Raw genomic sequence first — 17879 nt, forward strand, 5'->3', positions numbered from 1 at the left:
TCACCATCGTTACGTAAGCCGCATTGAAAAGGCTCGCAAGTCCCATTCAGCCAGCAGGAGACAACAATGGCCCAAACGTTTGATACGATCCTGAAAGGTGCAACCATCGTCAATCATGACGGTATAGGAAGCCGTGATATTGGTATTCGTAACGGGCGCATAGAGGCGATTGGTTCACTCTCCACACATTCGGCTGGCGAAGTGATTGACTGCACGGGCCTGCATATTCTGCCGGGCGTGGTCGATAGTCAGGTTCATTTTCGTGAGCCGGGGCTGGAACACAAGGAAGATCTGGAGACCGGTTCACTTGCCGCTGTTCTGGGTGGTGTGACTTCGGTTTTTGAAATGCCGAACACCAAGCCGCTGACGACTTCTGCCGAAGCGCTGGAAGACAAGATTCGTCGCGGTCGTCACCGTATGCATTGCGATTTCGCATTTTGGGTCGGCGGAACACGCGACAATGCAAAAGACGTTGCCGAGCTTGAGCGCCTTCCGGGCGCTGCCGGTATCAAGGTCTTCATGGGGTCTTCGACTGGTAACCTCTTGGTTGAGGATGATGAAGGTGTCCGGTCCATCCTCAAGAACACGCGCCGCCGTGCGGCCTTCCATTCGGAAGATGAATTCCGTTTGAAGGATCGCGAAAATCTGCGGGTTGAAGGCGATCCATCAAGCCACCCTGTGTGGCGCGATGAAATTGCTGCCCTGCAATGCACGCAACGTCTCGTGCGCATCGCACGCGAAACCGGCGCGCGCATTCATGTGCTGCATATCTCGACTGCGGAAGAAATCGACTTCTTGCAGGGCCATAAAGATGTGGCAACCTGTGAAGCAACGCCCCATCACCTCACATTGTCGGCAGATGAATATGCGACCCTCGGTAATCTTATTCAGATGAACCCGCCTGTGCGCGACAAGCGCCATCGTGACGGCATCTGGAAGGGAATTGATCAGGGTATCGTCGATGTGCTCGGCTCCGACCATGCGCCACATACACTGGAAGAAAAGCAGAAGCCTTACCCGGCATCACCGTCTGGCATGACCGGCGTTCAGACGCTGGTGCCGATCATGCTCGATCACGTCAATGCTGGTAAGCTTTCGTTGGAACGCTTTGTCGATCTGTCGAGCCACGGCCCGAACCGCATTTTCGGCATGGCGCGCAAAGGCCGCATTGCTGTTGGCTATGATGCCGATCTCACCATCGTCGATATGAAGCGACGCGAAACCATTACCCATGAGCAGGCTGGCTCTAAGGCTGGCTGGACGCCTTATCACGGCAAGACTGTCACCGGCTGGCCGGTTGGTACTTTCGTGCGCGGTATCAAGGTTATGTGGGAAGCGGAAGTGGTTAATCCGAACAAGGGCGAGCCGGTCGAGTTTTTGGAAGCTTTGCCTCACCGCTAAACGCTTATCGATTGGCGCGATCTGTCCGGTCTTTGTCCGAACTCAATCTTTCGGCTTGGGTTGTGGGCGTTAATATCTCCTTGTATAAATTTGCAAGGAGCAAAAAATGTCCGCGAATGACACCGCACTGCTGGTTATCGATGTTCAGGAATCTTTTCGACATCGCCCCTATTACCGTGATGAAGAGGTTGCCGCTTACATAGAGCGGCAGCAGGCGCTCATTGATGGTGCGAAGCGCAAGGGTATTCCCGTTGTTCAAATTTTCCATGTCGAAAATGAAGGAGCGTTTTCGGAAGCCTCAGGTTTTGTGAAGGCGCTTTCACCTCTTTCGATTGAGCCGGATGTGGTTTTCCGAAAGAGCCGCCACAGTGCGCTGGTCGGAACCGGACTTGATGTCTGGCTTGTCGATAATGGCATTCATCACATTATCATTTCTGGCATTCGAACCGAACAATGCTGTGAGACGACGACACGTCACGCTTCTGATCTTGGTTATAAGATTGATTTCGTCGGTGAAGCGACACTGACATTTCCCATGACGGATGGGGCTGGTCGCGAATGGAGCGCTGCTGAAATTCGTGCACGCACCGAGCTGGTACTTGCGGATCGCTTTGCAAGGATAGCAACCGTGGAACAGGCTCTTGCGGGCAGCGCAGAACGGAAAGCTGCATGAACCAAGCCGCCGACAGCCATAAAACTGTGCGGGTCTTCGTTGTCGTCCCGCCGCGCACGCTTTTGCTTGACGTGGCGGGGCCGATAGAGGTTTTGCGCAAGGCCAATCTGGAGCAAAACAAGGTGCAGTTTGAGGTGAGCTTTATTGGGCCATCCGAGACCGCGTTAAGCTCCATTGGCCTCACGCTTGCCAATATCGATCCGATGCCGGAAAATCTCCCGGATAACGCGCTGGTGGTCATATCCGGCTCGGCAGATGCGCCACTTGGATCATCAGGCGTCAATCGCGACCATGACAGCGTGCTTGAAGTGCAAATTGTGCGCTGGTTGCAGCACACAATTCGCCCCGGTATCAGATTGGTTTCAATCTGCTCTGGTGCACTTCTTGCGGCACGTGCCGGACTGCTTGAGGGCTATGACTGCACCACGCATCATATGGCGATTGATGAGCTGCATCGACTCGCACCGACTGCGCATGTTCTGCAAAACCGTTTGTTTGTCGAGGATCGCGACAGGCTGACCAGTGCGGGCATCACTGCTGGTATTGATCTGATGTTGCATATTCTGGCCGAGATGGCAGGACATGCACTGGCTTTATCCGTGGCGCGTTATCTTGTGGTTTATCTGCGTCGCAGCGGTGGCGATCCGCAGCTTTCACCATGGCTTGAAGGCCGCAATCATATGCACCCTGTTGTGCATCGCGCACAGGATGCTGTGGCTGCAAATCCAGCCGAAAACTGGTCTGTTGAAAAACTCGCTGGAGCGAGCGGGGCGAGCCCACGCAATCTGTCACGCCTGTTCAATGAACATGCGGGCATGAGTGTCACGGAGTATGCCAATCGGCTGAAAATAAGCCTTGCGCGTGAAATGCTGTTGAACTCGGCTTTGGATATGGAAAGCGTTGCCGAAAAATCCGGCTTTGCTTCAACGCGACAGTTCCGCAGAGTCTGGGAGCGGGTCTATGACTTCCCGCCCAGCCATATGCGATCTTTTGTGGCAGACAGTTGCGTTTATTGAAGAACGCGATTTTGCAGGAAGGTTCCTGCAATGATCTGTTCGCGCATTTTCTCAATAAGGTCGAGCGCGCTGTCTTCGCCAGACGAACGCATCAGCTCAGTCAAGGCTGTGGTGAAAGCAGCTTCCGCCAGAATTTCCGGCTCAATCCCTTCGGAAATGCCATCCGCCCAGGCTTCGTTCTGGTACTCAATCGCCACAAGCTTCTTTTCGCGGGCGATCATCTCGTCCAGATCGGCTGGCATATATTCCATTGGTTTCATCCCGGCTTGCGCCCTTCTGGCTTCTCAAATGATCTCTCACCGCAATAGGGAGCGCGAACACTTGCGTAGCCTGCCTATCATTTAAGATAGTGTTAACAGATTAAAACGGACTTGAATGAGGCAATTTATGCCCATCCGCAAAAGACTGAATAATTGGTTAATTCCCATAGCGCGAGATCAGCTCGTTCGACAAGTTTTCTCCCTCTTTCATGTAGCGATCAATCGCCGCAAGAGCAGAAGGTGTGCAGCGGACATAATTGTCGCTGAAAACGCGGTATCCATGGTTGAAGCTTGAAACAAGGCGCACGCGCTCGGCTTCATCGGGCTTTTCGGCGGCAAGGAGGGCGTCCATCCGTTCGCGCCATTCATTGCTGGTTTCTCCGCAAAGATTACGCAGATAGTGAAGCGAGCCAAGCACTTCCGCAATTCTGAGCATTTTGCCCTCATAAGGCGCGTCCTGAGCAGAAAAGGCCGGTGACAGAATGCCCAGCCAGAATGCAATCGCCCATATGGAAAGCCGCTTTCCCTGCACTATGATCCCCCTGAATGAAACACAGTTTTGATGAAGAATCAGGGCCACTTCAAGGCGATCATGCGTTTAGCCCTGAACCATCTTCAGCCTCAGCGACCGATCGCGCAACGTCTAACGTGCTATCTGTCACATTGGCATGCGCCATTTCATCAATGCTTAACCAGTATATCGCTGCAGCATCGTCACCGGCCTGCTCAATGCCCGAAACATCCAAAGCACGATAGACAGAAAGAAAATAGCTCTTCGCGTAAGCTTTGCCCTCAAGCGCCAGATCAACGGTGATGACATGGCTCAAAGAGCGAACGTCCAAAGCTGTTTCTTCTTTGAGTTCCCGAATGGCCGCTTCTTCCGGCGTTTCTCCGGCCTCAATGCTGCCACCCGGAAAAGCCAGCCAACCCTTCCATGGCTCCTTGCCGCGTTCAACCAGCAGAAAGCGGCCATCGCGGCGGCAGATGAGAGAAACACCATGGATTTGAACGGGGGCGGGGATGACGGGAATTGTAACCATACACAAGCTATGATCCGGCCAGCCGCTTTTGGCAACAGCAAACCCCACTTGACCATTTCCGCAAAAGCTTGAACATGGACACTATGTGTGGACGTTTTTCTCTGACTGCCAGCCGCGAAGAAGTTGAAGCATTGCTTGGTGCAATGATTGAGGAGGATTTTCCTCCGCGTTACAATATCGCGCCAACCCAGCCGATACTCTCTATTCTTGCCGGTGAGACGCCGCCGCCGGGAAGCAATCGCCCTGACCGTATCGGCATGTTGGTGCGTTGGGGCTTTGTGCCGTCCTGGGTCAAAGATCCCAATGACTGGAATCTGGTTTTCAATATTCGCTCTGAAACGGCGGCAGAGAAGAACTCATTCCGGGCAGCTCTTCATCATCGGCGCGCACTGATTCCGGCCTCTGGCTTCTATGAATGGCGGCGTGAGGGTAAGAACAAGGCGCAGGCCTATTGGATCAGACCGCGCAACGGCGGCATTGTGGCCTTTGGTGCGCTGGTCGAAACATGGAGCAGTGCAGATGGCTCGCAAATTGACACTGCGGGTATTCTGACGACAGGCGCGAACACATATTTGCGTCCCATCCACGAGCGCATGCCGGTGGTGGTGAAGCCGGAGGATTATGCCCGTTGGCTGAATTGCAAGACGCTACTTCCACGCGAAGTGGCTGACATCATGCGGCCCGTTCAGGATGATTTTTTCGAAGCCATTCCGGTGTCGGACAAGGTCAACAAGGTCGCCAACACATCACCTGATATACAGGAGAGGGTAGACGAAAAACTTGTGGCGTCATCGTCAGCTCAATCCAAGAGCAAGAAAAAGCCTGACGATCAGCTTTCCATGTTCTGACAATTTTTTCGTCTGCCAAAAGGCAAAGCAAATCAGCCGATCTTTTTGACCGCCAGAATTGAATGGCGCGTATTGTCACCACGTTCTTCGTTTTTTCGATTTGTCTTGCTCATCAACGCTGCAACCAGCACCGCAGGCCCGATTTCACGATATTGGTCAATGAGCTTATCTTGTCGTGGCTGCAGTTCATTTTTAGACATTGGTCCATCCTCTTCCAATTCATCCTCACTATTGTGTGATTGATTGGGACAGAATGAAGGCTGTTTGGAGCCGGTTTTATGGATTCCCGGCCAACATGCACTGATCATCCCTGAAGTTGCTGAAATGTCACAGCGTTTTTAATGGAAAGCTCTTGACGGCCAAGGCTTCGATGAGGATAAGTAACGCCATGAAAACGCCGACCACGATCATTTGTACTGGTTCGATTATTATTGGCTAGCAGCTTGCTGGCCCGGCCGTTTTCGTCTCCCCATCATAAAACAGGATGATAACGCCCCGGCCAGTCGGCTGCGGTCTTTCGTACCCGTATTTCAGGTCCTTTTGGGGAATTACAATGGCTGATGCGCCGCAACTACGTCTATACAACACCGCCACCCGCATGAAGGAGGATTTCACTCCTATCGACGCGAATAATGTGCGCATGTATGTCTGCGGACCGACTGTTTATGACTTTGCCCATATCGGCAATGCACGTCCGGTTATTGTTTTTGATGTGCTGTTTCGTCTGCTGCGCCATGTCTATGGCGCGGAAAAAGTCACTTATGCGCGCAACATCACCGATGTTGACGACAAGATCAACGCGCGCGCAGCCAGCGAATATCCTGATCTGCCGCTCAATGAAGCCATTCGCCGGGTAACGGAGGGCACAAACAGCCAGTTTCAGGCGGATATCAAGGCGCTGGCCAATCTTGAGCCGTCGAGCCAGCCGCGTGCGACGGAGCATCTTGATGATATGCGCAATATCATTGAAAAGCTGGTTGAGCGCGGTGTTGCTTATGTTGCCGATGATCATGTGCTGTTTTCGCCATCTGCAATGAATGCATTGGGCGGCGCACATTATGGTGCGCTCTCGCACCGTCCGTTCGATGAAATGCTGGCAGGCGCGCGCGTTGATGTTGCTTCTTACAAGCGCGATGAAATGGATTTCGTGCTCTGGAAACCATCGCGCAATGGTGAACCGGGCTGGCCATCGCCGGCAGGGATTGAAACACTTGGTCGTCCGGGATGGCATATCGAGTGCTCGGCTATGTCGATGGCCAAGCTGCTGGCCCCGTTTGGCGGCGGTCTGAAATGCGATGATCCGCTTAAAAATCAGTTTGATATCCATGGTGGTGGTATCGATCTCGTCTTCCCGCATCACGAGAACGAGATTGCGCAATCATGCTGCGCCTTTGGCACCGAGCGGATGGCAAGCATCTGGATGCACAACGGCTTTCTTCAGGTCGAAGGCCAGAAGATGTCAAAATCTCTCGGCAACTTCATCACCATTCGTAATGTTTTGAATGATGGCCTGCCGCAGCTTGGGTCTTGGGACGACAAGGATGCGCGCGATCGCTGGGCTGGTTTGGCTGCACGGCTTTCGATGCTGCAAACGCATTATCGCGAGCCGATCAACTGGACGGCACAGCGTCTGGCGGAATCGGCCGAGGAACTGCATCGTTGGTACGGTCTTCTTCGTGATACGGGGTTTGCAGAGCCTTCAACGCTTTCAAGGGTTGCTGAGGTCGAAGAAGCGCTGTCAGACGATCTGAACACATGGATCGCCATCACAGCGTTGCGCAAGGCATTCAAGGCTAAGGACGTTGCCGCCTTGGGCGAGGGCATGGCGCTGTTGGGCCTGTTCGACCCTTATTTTGTGACGGCGCAGGATGTGCCGGTATTTGCGAAGGCGGATGTTGATGCCGCTGACATCGAAGCGCGTATTGCCGAACGCCTGAATTTCATCGCTGGCAAGAAGTGGGCCGAAGCTGATCGTATCCGTGATGAACTTTTGGCGCAGGGCATTCAGTTGAAAGACGGCAAGCATCCTGACACCGGCGAACGCATCACGACCTGGGATGTGGTAAGTTAAGCTCTTCTATGGGGAGGAGAGGACACGATGACGCTTGATAATAAGCCGCTTTATAGCGGGGGATGCCAGTGCGGTGCGGTGCGCTTTCATGTTGAGGGCGCACTCGGCTCTGCTTCAATCTGTCATTGCCGCATGTGCCAGAAGGCCTTTGGAAGTTTTTATGCGCCGCTGGTTTCTGTGGGGGAGGCAAAACTCACCTGGACCCGTGACGAGCCGAAGCGGTTTCAGTCTTCCAATCATGTCAAGCGCGGCTTCTGCTCTGAATGCGGAACCCCGCTCACCTATGAAGCACCGGATGGTGTTGCGCTCTCCATAGGCGCTTTCGATGCACCCGAAGAGATTGAGCCGACAGTACAATGGGGTGTCGAGGTCAAGCTTCCCTATGTCGATAACCTCGCAAAATTGCCGGGTTTTGAGACCGAACGTGATCCTGAAAGTATTGAGTTCGTAAGAACTCTTGTGTCTTACCAGCATCCCGACCACGATACTGACCATTCATAGATTACCCACCGACAGGCAGGCAAAATGGCACGCGAACGCATCTATATCTACGACACGACCTTGCGGGACGGACAGCAGACACCCGGCGTTGATTTCTCTGTCGAAGACAAAAAAGCGATTGTTATTCTGCTTGAAGAACTGGGCGTTGATTATGTGGAAGGCGGCTATCCGGGTGCCAATCCAACGGATACGGCCTTCTTCAAGAACCGTCAGACCGCGAAGGCCAAATTTGCAGCTTTCGGCATGACCAAGCGCGCAGGCGTTTCGGCCTCGAACGATCCGGGACTGACCGCGCTTTTGCAGGCTTCTAGCGATGCAGTTTGTTTTGTTGCCAAAAGTTGGGATTACCATGTGCGTGTCGCACTTGGCTGCACCAATGAAGAAAATCTGGAATCGATCACATCCTCGGTAACGGCTGTGCGTATGGCTGGCCGTGAGGCGCTGGTTGATTGCGAACACTTCTTCGATGGGTATAAAGCCAATCCAGACTATGCGCTGGCTTGCGCCAAGGCTGCCTACGAGGCCGGTGCGCGCTGGGTCGTGCTTTGCGACACCAATGGCGGCACACAGCCATCGGAAGTGGCTGAAATCATCAATGTTGTGAAAGCATATGTTCCCGGCGAAAGCCTTGGCATTCATGCCCACAACGATACCGAACAGGCAGTCGCTGTTACGCTTGCTGCCATTGATGCAGGTGTGCGTCATGTGCAGGGAACACTGAACGGCATCGGCGAACGCTGCGGCAATGCAAACCTCGTTTCCCTGATCCCGACATTGGCGCTAAAGCCTTACTGGGCGGAGCGCTTTGAGCTTGGTGTGCAGCCGGATGCGCTCAAAGCGATCACCCGTATTTCGCGCGCTTTCGACGATATTCTCAATCGTGCACCGACTGAGCAGGCCCCTTACACGGGCACATCCGCTTTTGCGACCAAGGCTGGCATTCATGCGTCCGCATTGCTGAAAGACCCGCAGACTTATGAGCATGTTCCGCCGGAAAGTGTCGGAAACCGCCGTCGCGTCATGGTTTCGGATCAGGGCGGCAAGTCAAACTTCATTGCTGAACTGGAGCGCCGCGGTATTCGGGTTGCCAAGAATGATGCGCGACTGGATACGCTTATTTCGCTCGTTAAAGAGCGTGAAGCGGAAGGCTATGCCTATGAAGGCGCTGATGCGAGCTTTGAGCTTCTGGCGCGCAACATGCTTTCTCCTCAGCCGGAATTTTTCAAGGTCGATTCTTTTCGTTGCCTTGTCGAGCGCCGCTTTGATGCCAATGGCTCTTTGAAAACCGTCTCAGAGGCCGTTGTAAAAGTCGAGGTCGATGGGGAAATGCACATGTCGGTCGCCGAAGGTCATGGACCGGTCAATGCGCTTGATATTGCGCTGCGCAAGGATCTTGGCCGCTATCAGAAAGAGATTGAAGATCTCGAATTGGTGGATTTCAAGGTGCGTATCCTCAATGGCGGTACTGCAGCGATCACCCGCGTTTTGATCGAATCTGGTGATGCTACGGGCGCGCGTTGGCGCACGGTCGGTGTTTCCGACAATATCATTGATGCATCGTTTCAGGCCCTGATGGATTCAGTCAATTACAAACTGATGAAAAACCGCGCGCTTGCAGGTCTTTTGGCGGCTGAATAGGCGTCAGTCATCACGAAGATTGATGCTTTGATCAGTTTAATTGAATGGATTTTATGGATTGATGCGCGCATAGCAAATGATATGACCCTGAATAGACAGTCTTTTTTAGGGAGTAATTATTTTATCGGAGATAGAAATGACCGAACAGACCTTATCCGGGGGGCAGCTTTCGGACGGAAGCCGTGGCTTCCTGATGGCTATAGGGGCTTATGGTCTTTGGGCAGTTCTGCCGTTCTATCTCAAGGCTTTGTCGCATTTGCCGGCCCTTGAAATCGTTGCACATCGCGTCATTTGGTCGGTTCCGGTTGCAGCCGTTCTGCTTGTGTGCATCGGACAGTTCAGAGCCATTCTGGATGCCTTGCGCAATCCGCGAATGCTTGCAATGGCGGCACTCACTGCATCGCTGATCACCATTAACTGGTCGGTGTATGTCTGGGCTGTTGCGCATGATCAGCTCATAGGAGCCGCTCTTGGATATTACATCAATCCGTTATTTAACGTGGTTCTGGGTGGATTGTTTTTGGGCGAGCGCCTGACAAAAGTTCAATATGTTGCGGTTGGCTTTGCTTTTGCAGCTGTGCTGGTGCTCACTTTAGATGCCGGTGGCTTGCCGTGGGTTTCGCTGGTTCTGCCGGTAACATTTGGTCTTTACGGCTTTTTCCGTAAGTCTTTGCCTGTGCAGCCTTTGCAGGGCTTTACGCTTGAAGTGGTTATTCTCTCCATCCCGGCCACAGCTTACATTTTCTGGCTTCTGGCCCACGGTCAGGACCATTTTTTCTCTGGCTCTGTTTACGATGTTTCGCTGCTTTTGCTCGCTGGCCCCTTCACGGCGATCCCGCTCATTCTTTATGCTGGCGGGGCGAAGCTTCTGCGTTATACGACACTTGGATTGATGCAGTACCTCACACCAACATTGCTATTCATCTTCGCAATTTTTATTTTTAATGAACCGTTCTCAACGGCACAGCTTGTGGCTTTCGTCCTGATTTGGATCGGATTAATAATTTATACGTGGTCTTCTTTCGCCAATCATCGCCGCAATCGTGTCAAAGCATGATAAATTTATCTTGAGGGATTAAAGCTTTGTTTCGGTTGATTGTGACCCTCAGAGCCTTAATTTAGCCGCGCTCTGGCCTTCTGGTTTATTTGTTAATTCAAATGAATTTCGGAGAATCGCGCTGCATGGTATTTCGTGCCGTCCACAGAGATAAGCAGATTCATGTGGTGGCGTTGCCGGATCTGATGATCCGGTCGGATAGGGCGCATGCGAAAATGGCACCGCTTTCGCCCTTTATGCTAAAGCCGTTGCAGCGGGTTCAGTTTTCTTTCAAAACGCATTATCGTGCCTGTGTGGCACTGGCGTCTGCAACCCTTATTGCGGGGGGGGCGTTGACGCTGCTCACGAGTGGCCTTGTGCGCCATGGCCATGCGTCCCAACCTGTGATGGTTGATCCGGCGACACTTGTTCATAGCCATGCAGCCATGAAGGAAGCCAGGCTGCTTCCTCACAATGCCATCGAGGATGATCGGCGCATTGCAAAGCGCATTGATATTGCAGAAGGCAGCCATGATGGTGCAGCCACACTCTTTACCTACCAGCATGTCATCCTTGATCTGCAAAATGATGCTGCAAAAGCGCCTTTGACGCGCAATCTCATGAAATCACAGGCCGAAGCCGATCCGCAAATATTGGCGCTCGCCAATCAAAAAGGTGTACCGCTCAATGTAAGCTTCGCAAGACCGGTCGATATGGCTCGGCAGAACGTCCATGAAATCGTTCTTGCACCGCAATCGCAGGAAAAATTGAGTGTTCTCATGCAAGCCGCTGGCATAGCCACACAGGATGCAGAGAACCTTCAGCAAGCCCTTGCGCGTAAAGAACTGGTGCCGGGGGACAATCTGGTATTGCTTCTCGATCAGTCGTCCAAAGCGCCTGCACGTATTCTGGTCGCAAGATTCAAGCATGGAAGCGCACCTGATTCTGTTTATGGTCGCACCGATGACGGGCTTTTCCGCTCCAATGGCAATCAGCGGCTTTTCGCACGTCTTTCTCATGATGCAATGCTAACTGCGGCCCATCCGCCCGTGAAGCTCGGTCACAACAGCTCTGTTCAATCCCGATTAATTGCAGCTGGTGTTCCCCGTGTAGTCGCGGACGATGTCAGAAAGCTCGCTCGCGAAAATAATATAGCGTTTGATAAGGGGGCGAATGCGGCGCAGAAGATTGAACTGCTTTTCCGGGAAAGCGTCGATACCCATCCGGAACTCGTTTTTGTTGAGTTTGACACAAAAGGCGAGAAAAAGCGTCTTTACAGGCACGAGGTTGAAGGAAACGCCGATTATTTCAACGAAGACGGCTCTTCAATGACCAAATATCTTATGCATAAGCCTTTGCCAAATGGCCGTTTGAATGACGGGTTTGGCTGGCGTATTCATCCGGTTCTGCATGTGCGCAAGCATCATAATGGTGTGGATTATGATGCGCCAATTGGCTCTCCAATCGTTGCAGCGGGAGACGGTGTTGTTGAACTGATTTCATCGCAAAAGGGCTATGGCAAATATGTCCGTATCCGCCATCAGGGAGGCTACAGCACAACCTATGCCCATCTTTCGGGTGAGGTCAAAGGTTTGAAAGTCGGCCAGCATGTAAAGCAGGGAGAGGTGATCGCCTATGTGGGATCAACCGGCTATTCGACCGGTCCGCACCTCTATTATGAGCTCAAGGTCGGAGATCATTATGTTGATCCACTTAAAGCGAATCTCAAGGCCGGTGAAAAGCTGACGGGTTCGTCCATGTCGAGCTTCCGTTCGGAAATCAATCACGTTGATAAGGTTTTCAAGCAAATGAGCCTGACGCCAACCATGGATGGCGACAGCAATCACACTGGACGGTAGGCGTTTGCAAGGGCTACGAATTCCTCGACGCTTAATGTTTCGGCGCGGCGTGTTCCATCAATGCCAGTCTTTTCCAGCAAGGTTGCACCGCCGACGGGCTTCAGGCTCTGACGCAGCATTTTACGGCGCTGGCCAAAGGCTGCCTGCGTAATCTGACCAAGCGCATCTGCGCGGCATGGCAGCGGATTTTCACGCGGGATAATATGCACCACCGAAGACATGACTTTTGGTGGCGGCGTGAACGCCTGTGGCGAAACATCAAACGCGATTTTCGACTGCGTGCGCCAGCCTGCCAGAACACCAAGGCGTCCATAATGATCCGTATCAGGCGCAGCCACGATTCGCTCAGCCACTTCGCGTTGAAACATCAACGTCATGGACGAATAAAACGGTGGCCATGGCTCGGTCAAAAGCCAGTTAAGCAGTAATTGTGTACCGACATTATACGGCAGGTTTGCAACGATCCGTGGCTTTGGACCGTCGGGAAACAGTGCCTTGAAATCCTGCTCCAGCGCATCACCTGAAATGATCCGCAATCGGCCCGGATAATGCGCTTCGATCTCTGAGAGCGCATCCAGACAACGCTCATCGCGTTCAATCGCCGTAACATAAGCCCCTTGTGCCAGAAGCGCGCGGGTGAGGCCGCCGGGGCCGGGGCCAACTTCAATGACCGGCTGGTCTTCAAGTGGGCCGGATTGTCGTGCAATCTTCGATGTCAGGTTCAGATCGAACAGAAAATTTTGTCCGAGCGACTTTTTGGGCATAAGATCATGGCGCTCGATGACCTCACGCAGCGGCGGAAGAGTATCTATGCTCATGATTTGCGTCCTGCCTGATTTTCTGCAAGTTCCTGCGCAAGACGAATGGCGGCAATCAGGCTGTCAGGTCGGGCAATGCTTTTTCCCGCAATGTCAAAGGCTGTGCCGTGATCGGGCGACGTGCGGATAAAGGGCAGGCCCAGCGTGACATTGACCGTTTCATCAAAGGCCAGCGCCTTGGCAGGGATCAGCGCCTGATCGTGATACATACAAATCGCCACGTCATAGGTTGCGCGTGCGGGAGCGTGAAACATCGTATCAGCTGGCAGCGGCCCCCAGGCATTGATGCCTGAAGTCTGCAATTCTTCCACGGCTGGACGGATGATCGCGTCATCTTCCTTGCCGAGTGCTCCGCCTTCACCCGCATGCGGGTTAAGACCGGAAATGGCAAGGCGAGGGGAGGCAATGCCGAAGCGGTCGGTCAGTTCCTGCGCTGTGATATAGGCCACTTCCAGAATATCATCCTTGGTCAGTAAACGTGGCACGTCCGCAAGCGGTATGTGGATCGTCACGGGCACTGCGCGCAGTTCGGGGCCGGCAAGCATCATCACCGGAATGACTGTGCGCCCCAGGTGTTTGCTCGCGAGCTCTGCGAGAAATTCCGTATGGCCGGGGTGTTGAAAACCTGCATCATAAAGCGGCTTTTTTGCAATCGGACACGTCACAACCGCAGACGTTTCGCCTGCTATTGTGAGACTTACGGCGCGCTCAATGGCTTCAAGGATACCCGCAGCATTTTCTGGCAAAGGCTTTCCGGGGCTTTCCTTGTGCCGGTTGACAAGCGGCAACACCGGCAGCTGCGTATCGAAAATCTCTACGGCCTGTGAGGGTGCCGTTATGGCTGCAACAGGCACATTCAAACCAAGAAGTTCGGCACGCGCCAAGAGCTGTTGTGGATCGGCAATTATCAGAAATGGCGGCAAAGAAAGCTCTGCGCGCTTTAGCCATGTATTCAGAGCGACGTCAGCCCCAACGCCTGAAGGGTCGCCAATGCTTATGGCGAGCGGAGGAACCGATTGAATGCGCATATGTTTTTCTCGAATTATAGAATAAGGGGGCAGAAGCCCCCTCAAATTATACTGTCATTTGGCGACTGCCAAGGCTTTAACGATTAACGATGGTTGCCTTTTCACGCAGTTCATCGACATATTTCTTGCTCAACGCTTCGGCTTTCTTCTCTTGCCCGGATGCAGAATCGGCACCTTCCATTGAGAAAACAAGCTGTGCAACGCGGTCATCGGAAACCTGACGTGTCGAGCACACTGCGAGAATTTCTACGCCTTTTTCCGTGTCATGCGGAGGTGTCGCACGATTAACGCTGGTGGCTTTTATGTCCTTGGCCCATTCGCCCGGAAGCTGCTGCTCAATAATGCGTCCCAGATCGCGCACAGTGACGTCGATCATGCCTTTGGTAAGCTGACGCGTGCTGTCGCAGCTTTGAAAACGCGAACGCAATGCATTTGCTTCCTGACGGCGCTTGCCCATTTCCGCTGGCGAACGCTTTGCGCTGGGAACAACAAAGATAACTTGCTGCAACTGATACTCGGTTGCGACCGGCTTTTTGCCACCATCCTTGAGCATGCGCTGTACCGCATCCTGCTCGCTGACCATACCCGTTGCGCGGAAACGGGCGCTGACAAGACGGCCCCAGCCCATCTGGACCATGATGTATTTTTTAAAATGGTCAGGCGTAATTCCAGCCTGATTCATAACCTGATTGAGCTGGGCGACACTCATCTTGTTTCGCGATGCAAACCCAGCATAAGCTTCGTCGACTTCCTTGTCGGAAATGTTCATGCCGCGCGTCTTCATTTCGATGCGCTTGAGCATTTCTTCCGTCAGTTCCTGACGAGCGGTCTGGTTAAGGTTGCCACCTTTGCGCTGCAACTTCAAAAAGTTGACGCGGCGTTGAATGTCACCATTGGTAATGACATTACCCGAGACAATGATCTTGGCCTCTGCTGAATTTGACGCGGCATGGGCCGGGCTCAGCATCGCAGCCGATCCAAGCGCCGTGAAGCATACGGCGGCGCCTATCATGGAGGCGAAAAGAGGTTTAGCAAACATCATCTTTCTTTCCCGGTTCCTTCAGGTCGGCAACGCAAAGCTTCGCCTGATCTTGTAACGTATCAGAGGTTCGCACGACAAAGCGACCCCAATACAAGCCAATCATATTAAGATGACTGTATAGAGGACCCAGTGCGGCGAAACAATGACCCGCGAGCATTTTACGACGTCTTTGAAGAGGCTTGGCTCAATAAAATTGATAAAAGCGCGTAGTATTCAGACCAAAAAACCGGAAGCAGTTTGGCTGCGTCCGGTTTTTCTTCTTTTAGAAGGACTGTGAACCGCTCCCAATATCGCCGAGTGTTCGGAACGATATATTGAAGCCCACACTATGCGTTGCCTTGCTTTCACCCGGATTACGCGTCTGTACGTAAGCCATCGAATAGGTAAAGCACTCATCGTCATAGGCAAGACCGGACGAGGCGCGAACCAATGTATCGGAAACCAGATCGTAGGTACCCGAACCAAACACACGCCAGTTGTCATTGACCTTGACGTTTGTGGAGCCGCTGACTTCCTGGCGCAATTCCGAATAGCCGTATGCAGGCTGCGGCGCGATATAAGCATAACGCGCGGAAACGCTCAGGCGAGACCAGTTCTGTTGGGCTTCAAGTTCACCGCGTTTGAGTGCGAGGCTGTCTTTATCAAAGCGTCCACGGGCTGCAAATGCGAGGCCGGTTGAATTCGACGTTCCAATCATGCCAACATAGTCGGAACGCGCATCCTGCAGGCCCGAATCTTCGCCGACATTGACAAAATCGCTCGTACCGAACGAGTTTAAACCGCCGAGTTGAATCGACTGACCGCCAAGGGCGTAAAGACTCCAATCGCTGTAGTCGAAGCTGCCCGAATAACGCAGCCCGAAATTGGCGCGAGTGCCCCCTTCAACGCGATCATAGCCGGAGAACTTGTCACGCGAGAAAAGATTCGTCGCATCAAACACGAAGCTCTGCGCATCTTCATTTGGAAGCTGGCCTGCATAGCGTTCATTGTTGCGCATATAGATCTGGGCAATTGGCTCCAGAATATGCGTCGAACTTGTGCTTGAGAACAGGATCGGCCAGCGCAGTTCAAGACCCGCAGTCGCCATCGCACGCAGTGCCTCAGACTTGACCACCGCATCCGTGAAACCCGCGACAGCGGGATCAAAATTCGTACTCACGTTGATCGCATCGGCGCGAAGCGCCAACAAAGGCGTAATCACGAGACCGGAATCGGTGATGATCGTGCGCTTCCACTCAACTTCGCCTGTCAGGCGGGTATTTGTGCCACTGAAACCTGGAATGCGTGGGTATGGCTGTGGAACAAACCTATCAAGAGCAGGATCATAAACCTGCGAAGCAGTGTTATTCGCGTTCTTGCGGTAAAGAACCTGCAAATTGCTGGTGAAGTTCAGCTCGCCGCCATAAACGGATTCAGGTGCTGTATAAGAATAGTCGAGGCTTGGGAAAACCCAAGGTTGCTTTGAGTGCATCTCCACATCGCTATAATCAGATGTGGCAGGATAGGATTCCTGCACGTTGAAGCGATAGAAGTTGAGGTCAAAGTAATTGCGATTATTGATGCCGCGCAGGTAAATATTGGAAACCTGTGTCTGGCTTGAATAACCTTCCAAACTATATGTGCGGCTGAAATTCCGATCAGTCTGGGCCATAATATCCCAGCCAGCCTTCCAGCGCGCATTGATGTCGAAATCACCTTTCGATGCGATCATGCCGCGATTTTTTTCTTCGCGATCAATTGTGTTTGCATCGAACTCGCCGGGCTTCATCTGGTGAATGCCCGCGATCTGGAGATTATAGGTGCCGTTCTCGAGACGATGACGCCATTCAGCCTGTGTCAGAAAACCTTGCTTTGTGTAAGCGGTGGTTGAAAGTGTCAGGTCATAATTGGGTGCAAGCGCCCAGAAATAAGCGTTCTTGATGCCGAAACCGAGCTTGTCTTTATATGCAAAGCCCGGAAACAGGAAGCCGCTCTTCCGCTTGACTGTTGGATCAGCCATCTCGAAAGCGGGGAAATAAGCGAGCGGCATTCCGAAAAGTTCAAATTTGCCGCGCTCGAAACGCACGGTTTTGGTCGCGCTGTTCCAGATGATTTTGCGTGCCTTGATCTGCCAGAGAACCGGCTTGTCAGGATTCTTTTCGCAAGCCTGACAGGCTGTGTAGACACCATTATTGAATGTGGTGATCTCGCCATTGCTGCGTTCCGCACTTTCGGCTGCAAAGCGCGTGTTGTCTGTCGTCTCAACGCGCAGACCATTGACGAAGCCATCGCGGAAACTATCCGTCACATCCAGATGATCGGAATAAATCTTGTTACCGTCGCGTTCGACGATCTCGACATTGCCTGTCGCTGTCATGCGACGGGTCTGCTGATTGTACGTTACCTGATCCGCAACGAGGCGATTGCCATCATATTCGATGCGCACTTTACCTTGAGCGGTAACAACATTGACGTCACGATCATAGACGAGCTCATCCGCCTGCAAAATCATGCGCGCATTGGGATCGCTCTGGTAATTTGCACCGAGAGCGTCCTGCGCATGAACCTGCGAAGGGAGAATTGCGACTGAAATGAAAGGTATAGCAAGGGCGCACACCAAAGACGTCCCGCGTGCGAGACGCGAGAATGAATGGGGCAATACCATGCGG

Annotated in this window: 17 protein-coding genes; 9 read left to right on the plus strand and 8 right to left on the minus strand. The window is 52.9% G+C overall.

The window, feature by feature from the left end; translation table 11 throughout:
* Nucleotides 1–66: 66 nt before the first annotated feature.
* The 3 genes from OPR82_RS04585 (at nucleotide 67) to OPR82_RS04595 (ending at nucleotide 3090) form a co-directional block, all read left to right on the plus strand.
* Entirely contained in the window at nucleotides 67–1401 is a 1335-nt protein-coding gene (locus OPR82_RS04585) for a dihydroorotase (protein ID WP_265983275.1), read from the plus strand.
* Nucleotides 1402–1507: 106 nt separating this feature from the next.
* Nucleotides 1508–2074, plus strand: a complete 567-nt coding sequence (locus OPR82_RS04590; protein WP_265983277.1) for an isochorismatase family protein — start codon at nucleotides 1508–1510, stop codon at nucleotides 2072–2074.
* Nucleotides 2071–3090 (plus strand): GlxA family transcriptional regulator, encoded by a 1020-nt coding sequence (locus tag OPR82_RS04595; RefSeq protein ID WP_265983278.1) that lies wholly within the window; start codon nucleotides 2071–2073, stop codon nucleotides 3088–3090. Before OPR82_RS04590 ends, OPR82_RS04595 begins: the two co-directional genes overlap by 4 nt.
* Here OPR82_RS04595 and OPR82_RS04600 read toward each other — a convergent pair.
* The 3 genes from OPR82_RS04600 to OPR82_RS04610 all read right to left on the minus strand — a co-directional run bounded on the left by OPR82_RS04600 (nucleotide 3084) and on the right by OPR82_RS04610 (nucleotide 4390).
* Entirely contained in the window at nucleotides 3084–3341 is a 258-nt protein-coding gene (locus OPR82_RS04600; protein ID WP_265983280.1) for a hypothetical protein, read from the minus strand. The genes OPR82_RS04595 and OPR82_RS04600 overlap by 7 nt on opposite strands.
* A 166-nt stretch (nucleotides 3342–3507) precedes the next feature.
* Nucleotides 3508–3861, minus strand: coding sequence for a TIGR02301 family protein (locus tag OPR82_RS04605; RefSeq protein WP_323054537.1), 354 nt, complete (start codon nucleotides 3859–3861; stop codon nucleotides 3508–3510).
* A 79-nt stretch (nucleotides 3862–3940) separates the two neighbouring features.
* Entirely contained in the window at nucleotides 3941–4390 is a 450-nt protein-coding gene (locus tag OPR82_RS04610) for an NUDIX hydrolase (protein ID WP_265983866.1), read from the minus strand.
* A gap of 83 nt (nucleotides 4391–4473) precedes the next feature.
* Here OPR82_RS04610 and OPR82_RS04615 point away from each other — a divergent pair, with 83 nt between their 5' ends.
* Nucleotides 4474–5238 carry an SOS response-associated peptidase gene (locus OPR82_RS04615; protein WP_265983867.1) on the plus strand — a complete coding sequence of 255 codons (765 nt, stop codon included), beginning with the start codon at nucleotides 4474–4476 and terminating at the stop codon, nucleotides 5236–5238.
* A gap of 32 nt (nucleotides 5239–5270) precedes the next feature.
* On the opposite strand, the gene OPR82_RS04620 is transcribed toward OPR82_RS04615, so the two are convergent.
* Nucleotides 5271–5438: a hydrolase gene (locus tag OPR82_RS04620; RefSeq protein ID WP_265983281.1), complete on the minus strand. Its 168-nt coding sequence runs from the start codon at nucleotides 5436–5438 to the stop codon at nucleotides 5271–5273.
* Between the two features lie 353 nt (nucleotides 5439–5791).
* On the opposite strand from OPR82_RS04620, the gene cysS reads away from it, so the two are divergent.
* From cysS to OPR82_RS04645, 5 genes are all read left to right on the plus strand, one after another.
* Nucleotides 5792–7309 carry a cysteine--tRNA ligase gene (gene cysS, locus OPR82_RS04625; RefSeq protein ID WP_265983283.1) on the plus strand — a complete coding sequence of 506 codons (1518 nt, stop codon included), beginning with the start codon at nucleotides 5792–5794 and terminating at the stop codon, nucleotides 7307–7309.
* Between the two features lie 27 nt (nucleotides 7310–7336).
* On the plus strand, nucleotides 7337–7810 hold the full coding sequence (locus tag OPR82_RS04630) for a GFA family protein (protein WP_265983284.1): 474 nt from the start codon (nucleotides 7337–7339) through the stop codon (nucleotides 7808–7810).
* Nucleotides 7811–7834: 24 nt separating this feature from the next.
* The gene (gene cimA / locus OPR82_RS04635) at nucleotides 7835–9448 is read left to right on the plus strand and encodes a citramalate synthase (RefSeq protein ID WP_265983285.1); all 1614 of its coding nucleotides are present in this window, start codon (nucleotides 7835–7837) and stop codon (nucleotides 9446–9448) included.
* Between the two features lie 136 nt (nucleotides 9449–9584).
* Nucleotides 9585–10505, plus strand: coding sequence for an EamA family transporter RarD (gene rarD, locus OPR82_RS04640; protein ID WP_265983286.1), 921 nt, complete (start codon nucleotides 9585–9587; stop codon nucleotides 10503–10505).
* Between the two features lie 125 nt (nucleotides 10506–10630).
* Complete coding sequence (locus tag OPR82_RS04645) at nucleotides 10631–12343, plus strand: M23 family metallopeptidase (protein WP_323054530.1); 1713 nt, start codon at nucleotides 10631–10633, stop codon at nucleotides 12341–12343.
* Here OPR82_RS04645 and rsmA read toward each other — a convergent pair.
* The 4 genes from rsmA to OPR82_RS04665 form a co-directional block, all read right to left on the minus strand.
* Nucleotides 12328–13161, minus strand: coding sequence for a 16S rRNA (adenine(1518)-N(6)/adenine(1519)-N(6))-dimethyltransferase RsmA (rsmA, locus tag OPR82_RS04650; protein ID WP_265983288.1), 834 nt, complete (start codon nucleotides 13159–13161; stop codon nucleotides 12328–12330). The genes OPR82_RS04645 and rsmA overlap by 16 nt on opposite strands.
* The gene (gene pdxA, locus OPR82_RS04655; protein WP_265983290.1) at nucleotides 13158–14189 is read right to left on the minus strand and encodes a 4-hydroxythreonine-4-phosphate dehydrogenase PdxA; all 1032 of its coding nucleotides are present in this window, start codon (nucleotides 14187–14189) and stop codon (nucleotides 13158–13160) included. Before pdxA ends, rsmA begins: the two co-directional genes overlap by 4 nt.
* A gap of 76 nt (nucleotides 14190–14265) precedes the next feature.
* On the minus strand, nucleotides 14266–15231 hold the full coding sequence (locus tag OPR82_RS04660) for a SurA N-terminal domain-containing protein (protein ID WP_265983292.1): 966 nt from the start codon (nucleotides 15229–15231) through the stop codon (nucleotides 14266–14268).
* A 262-nt stretch (nucleotides 15232–15493) separates the two neighbouring features.
* Entirely contained in the window at nucleotides 15494–17875 is a 2382-nt protein-coding gene (locus OPR82_RS04665) for an LPS-assembly protein LptD (protein ID WP_265983868.1), read from the minus strand.
* Nucleotides 17876–17879 lie beyond the last annotated feature (4 nt).

The organism is Ochrobactrum chromiisoli, assembly GCF_026241335.1.
Classification (GTDB): Bacteria; Pseudomonadota; Alphaproteobacteria; order Rhizobiales; family Rhizobiaceae; genus Brucella; species Brucella chromiisoli.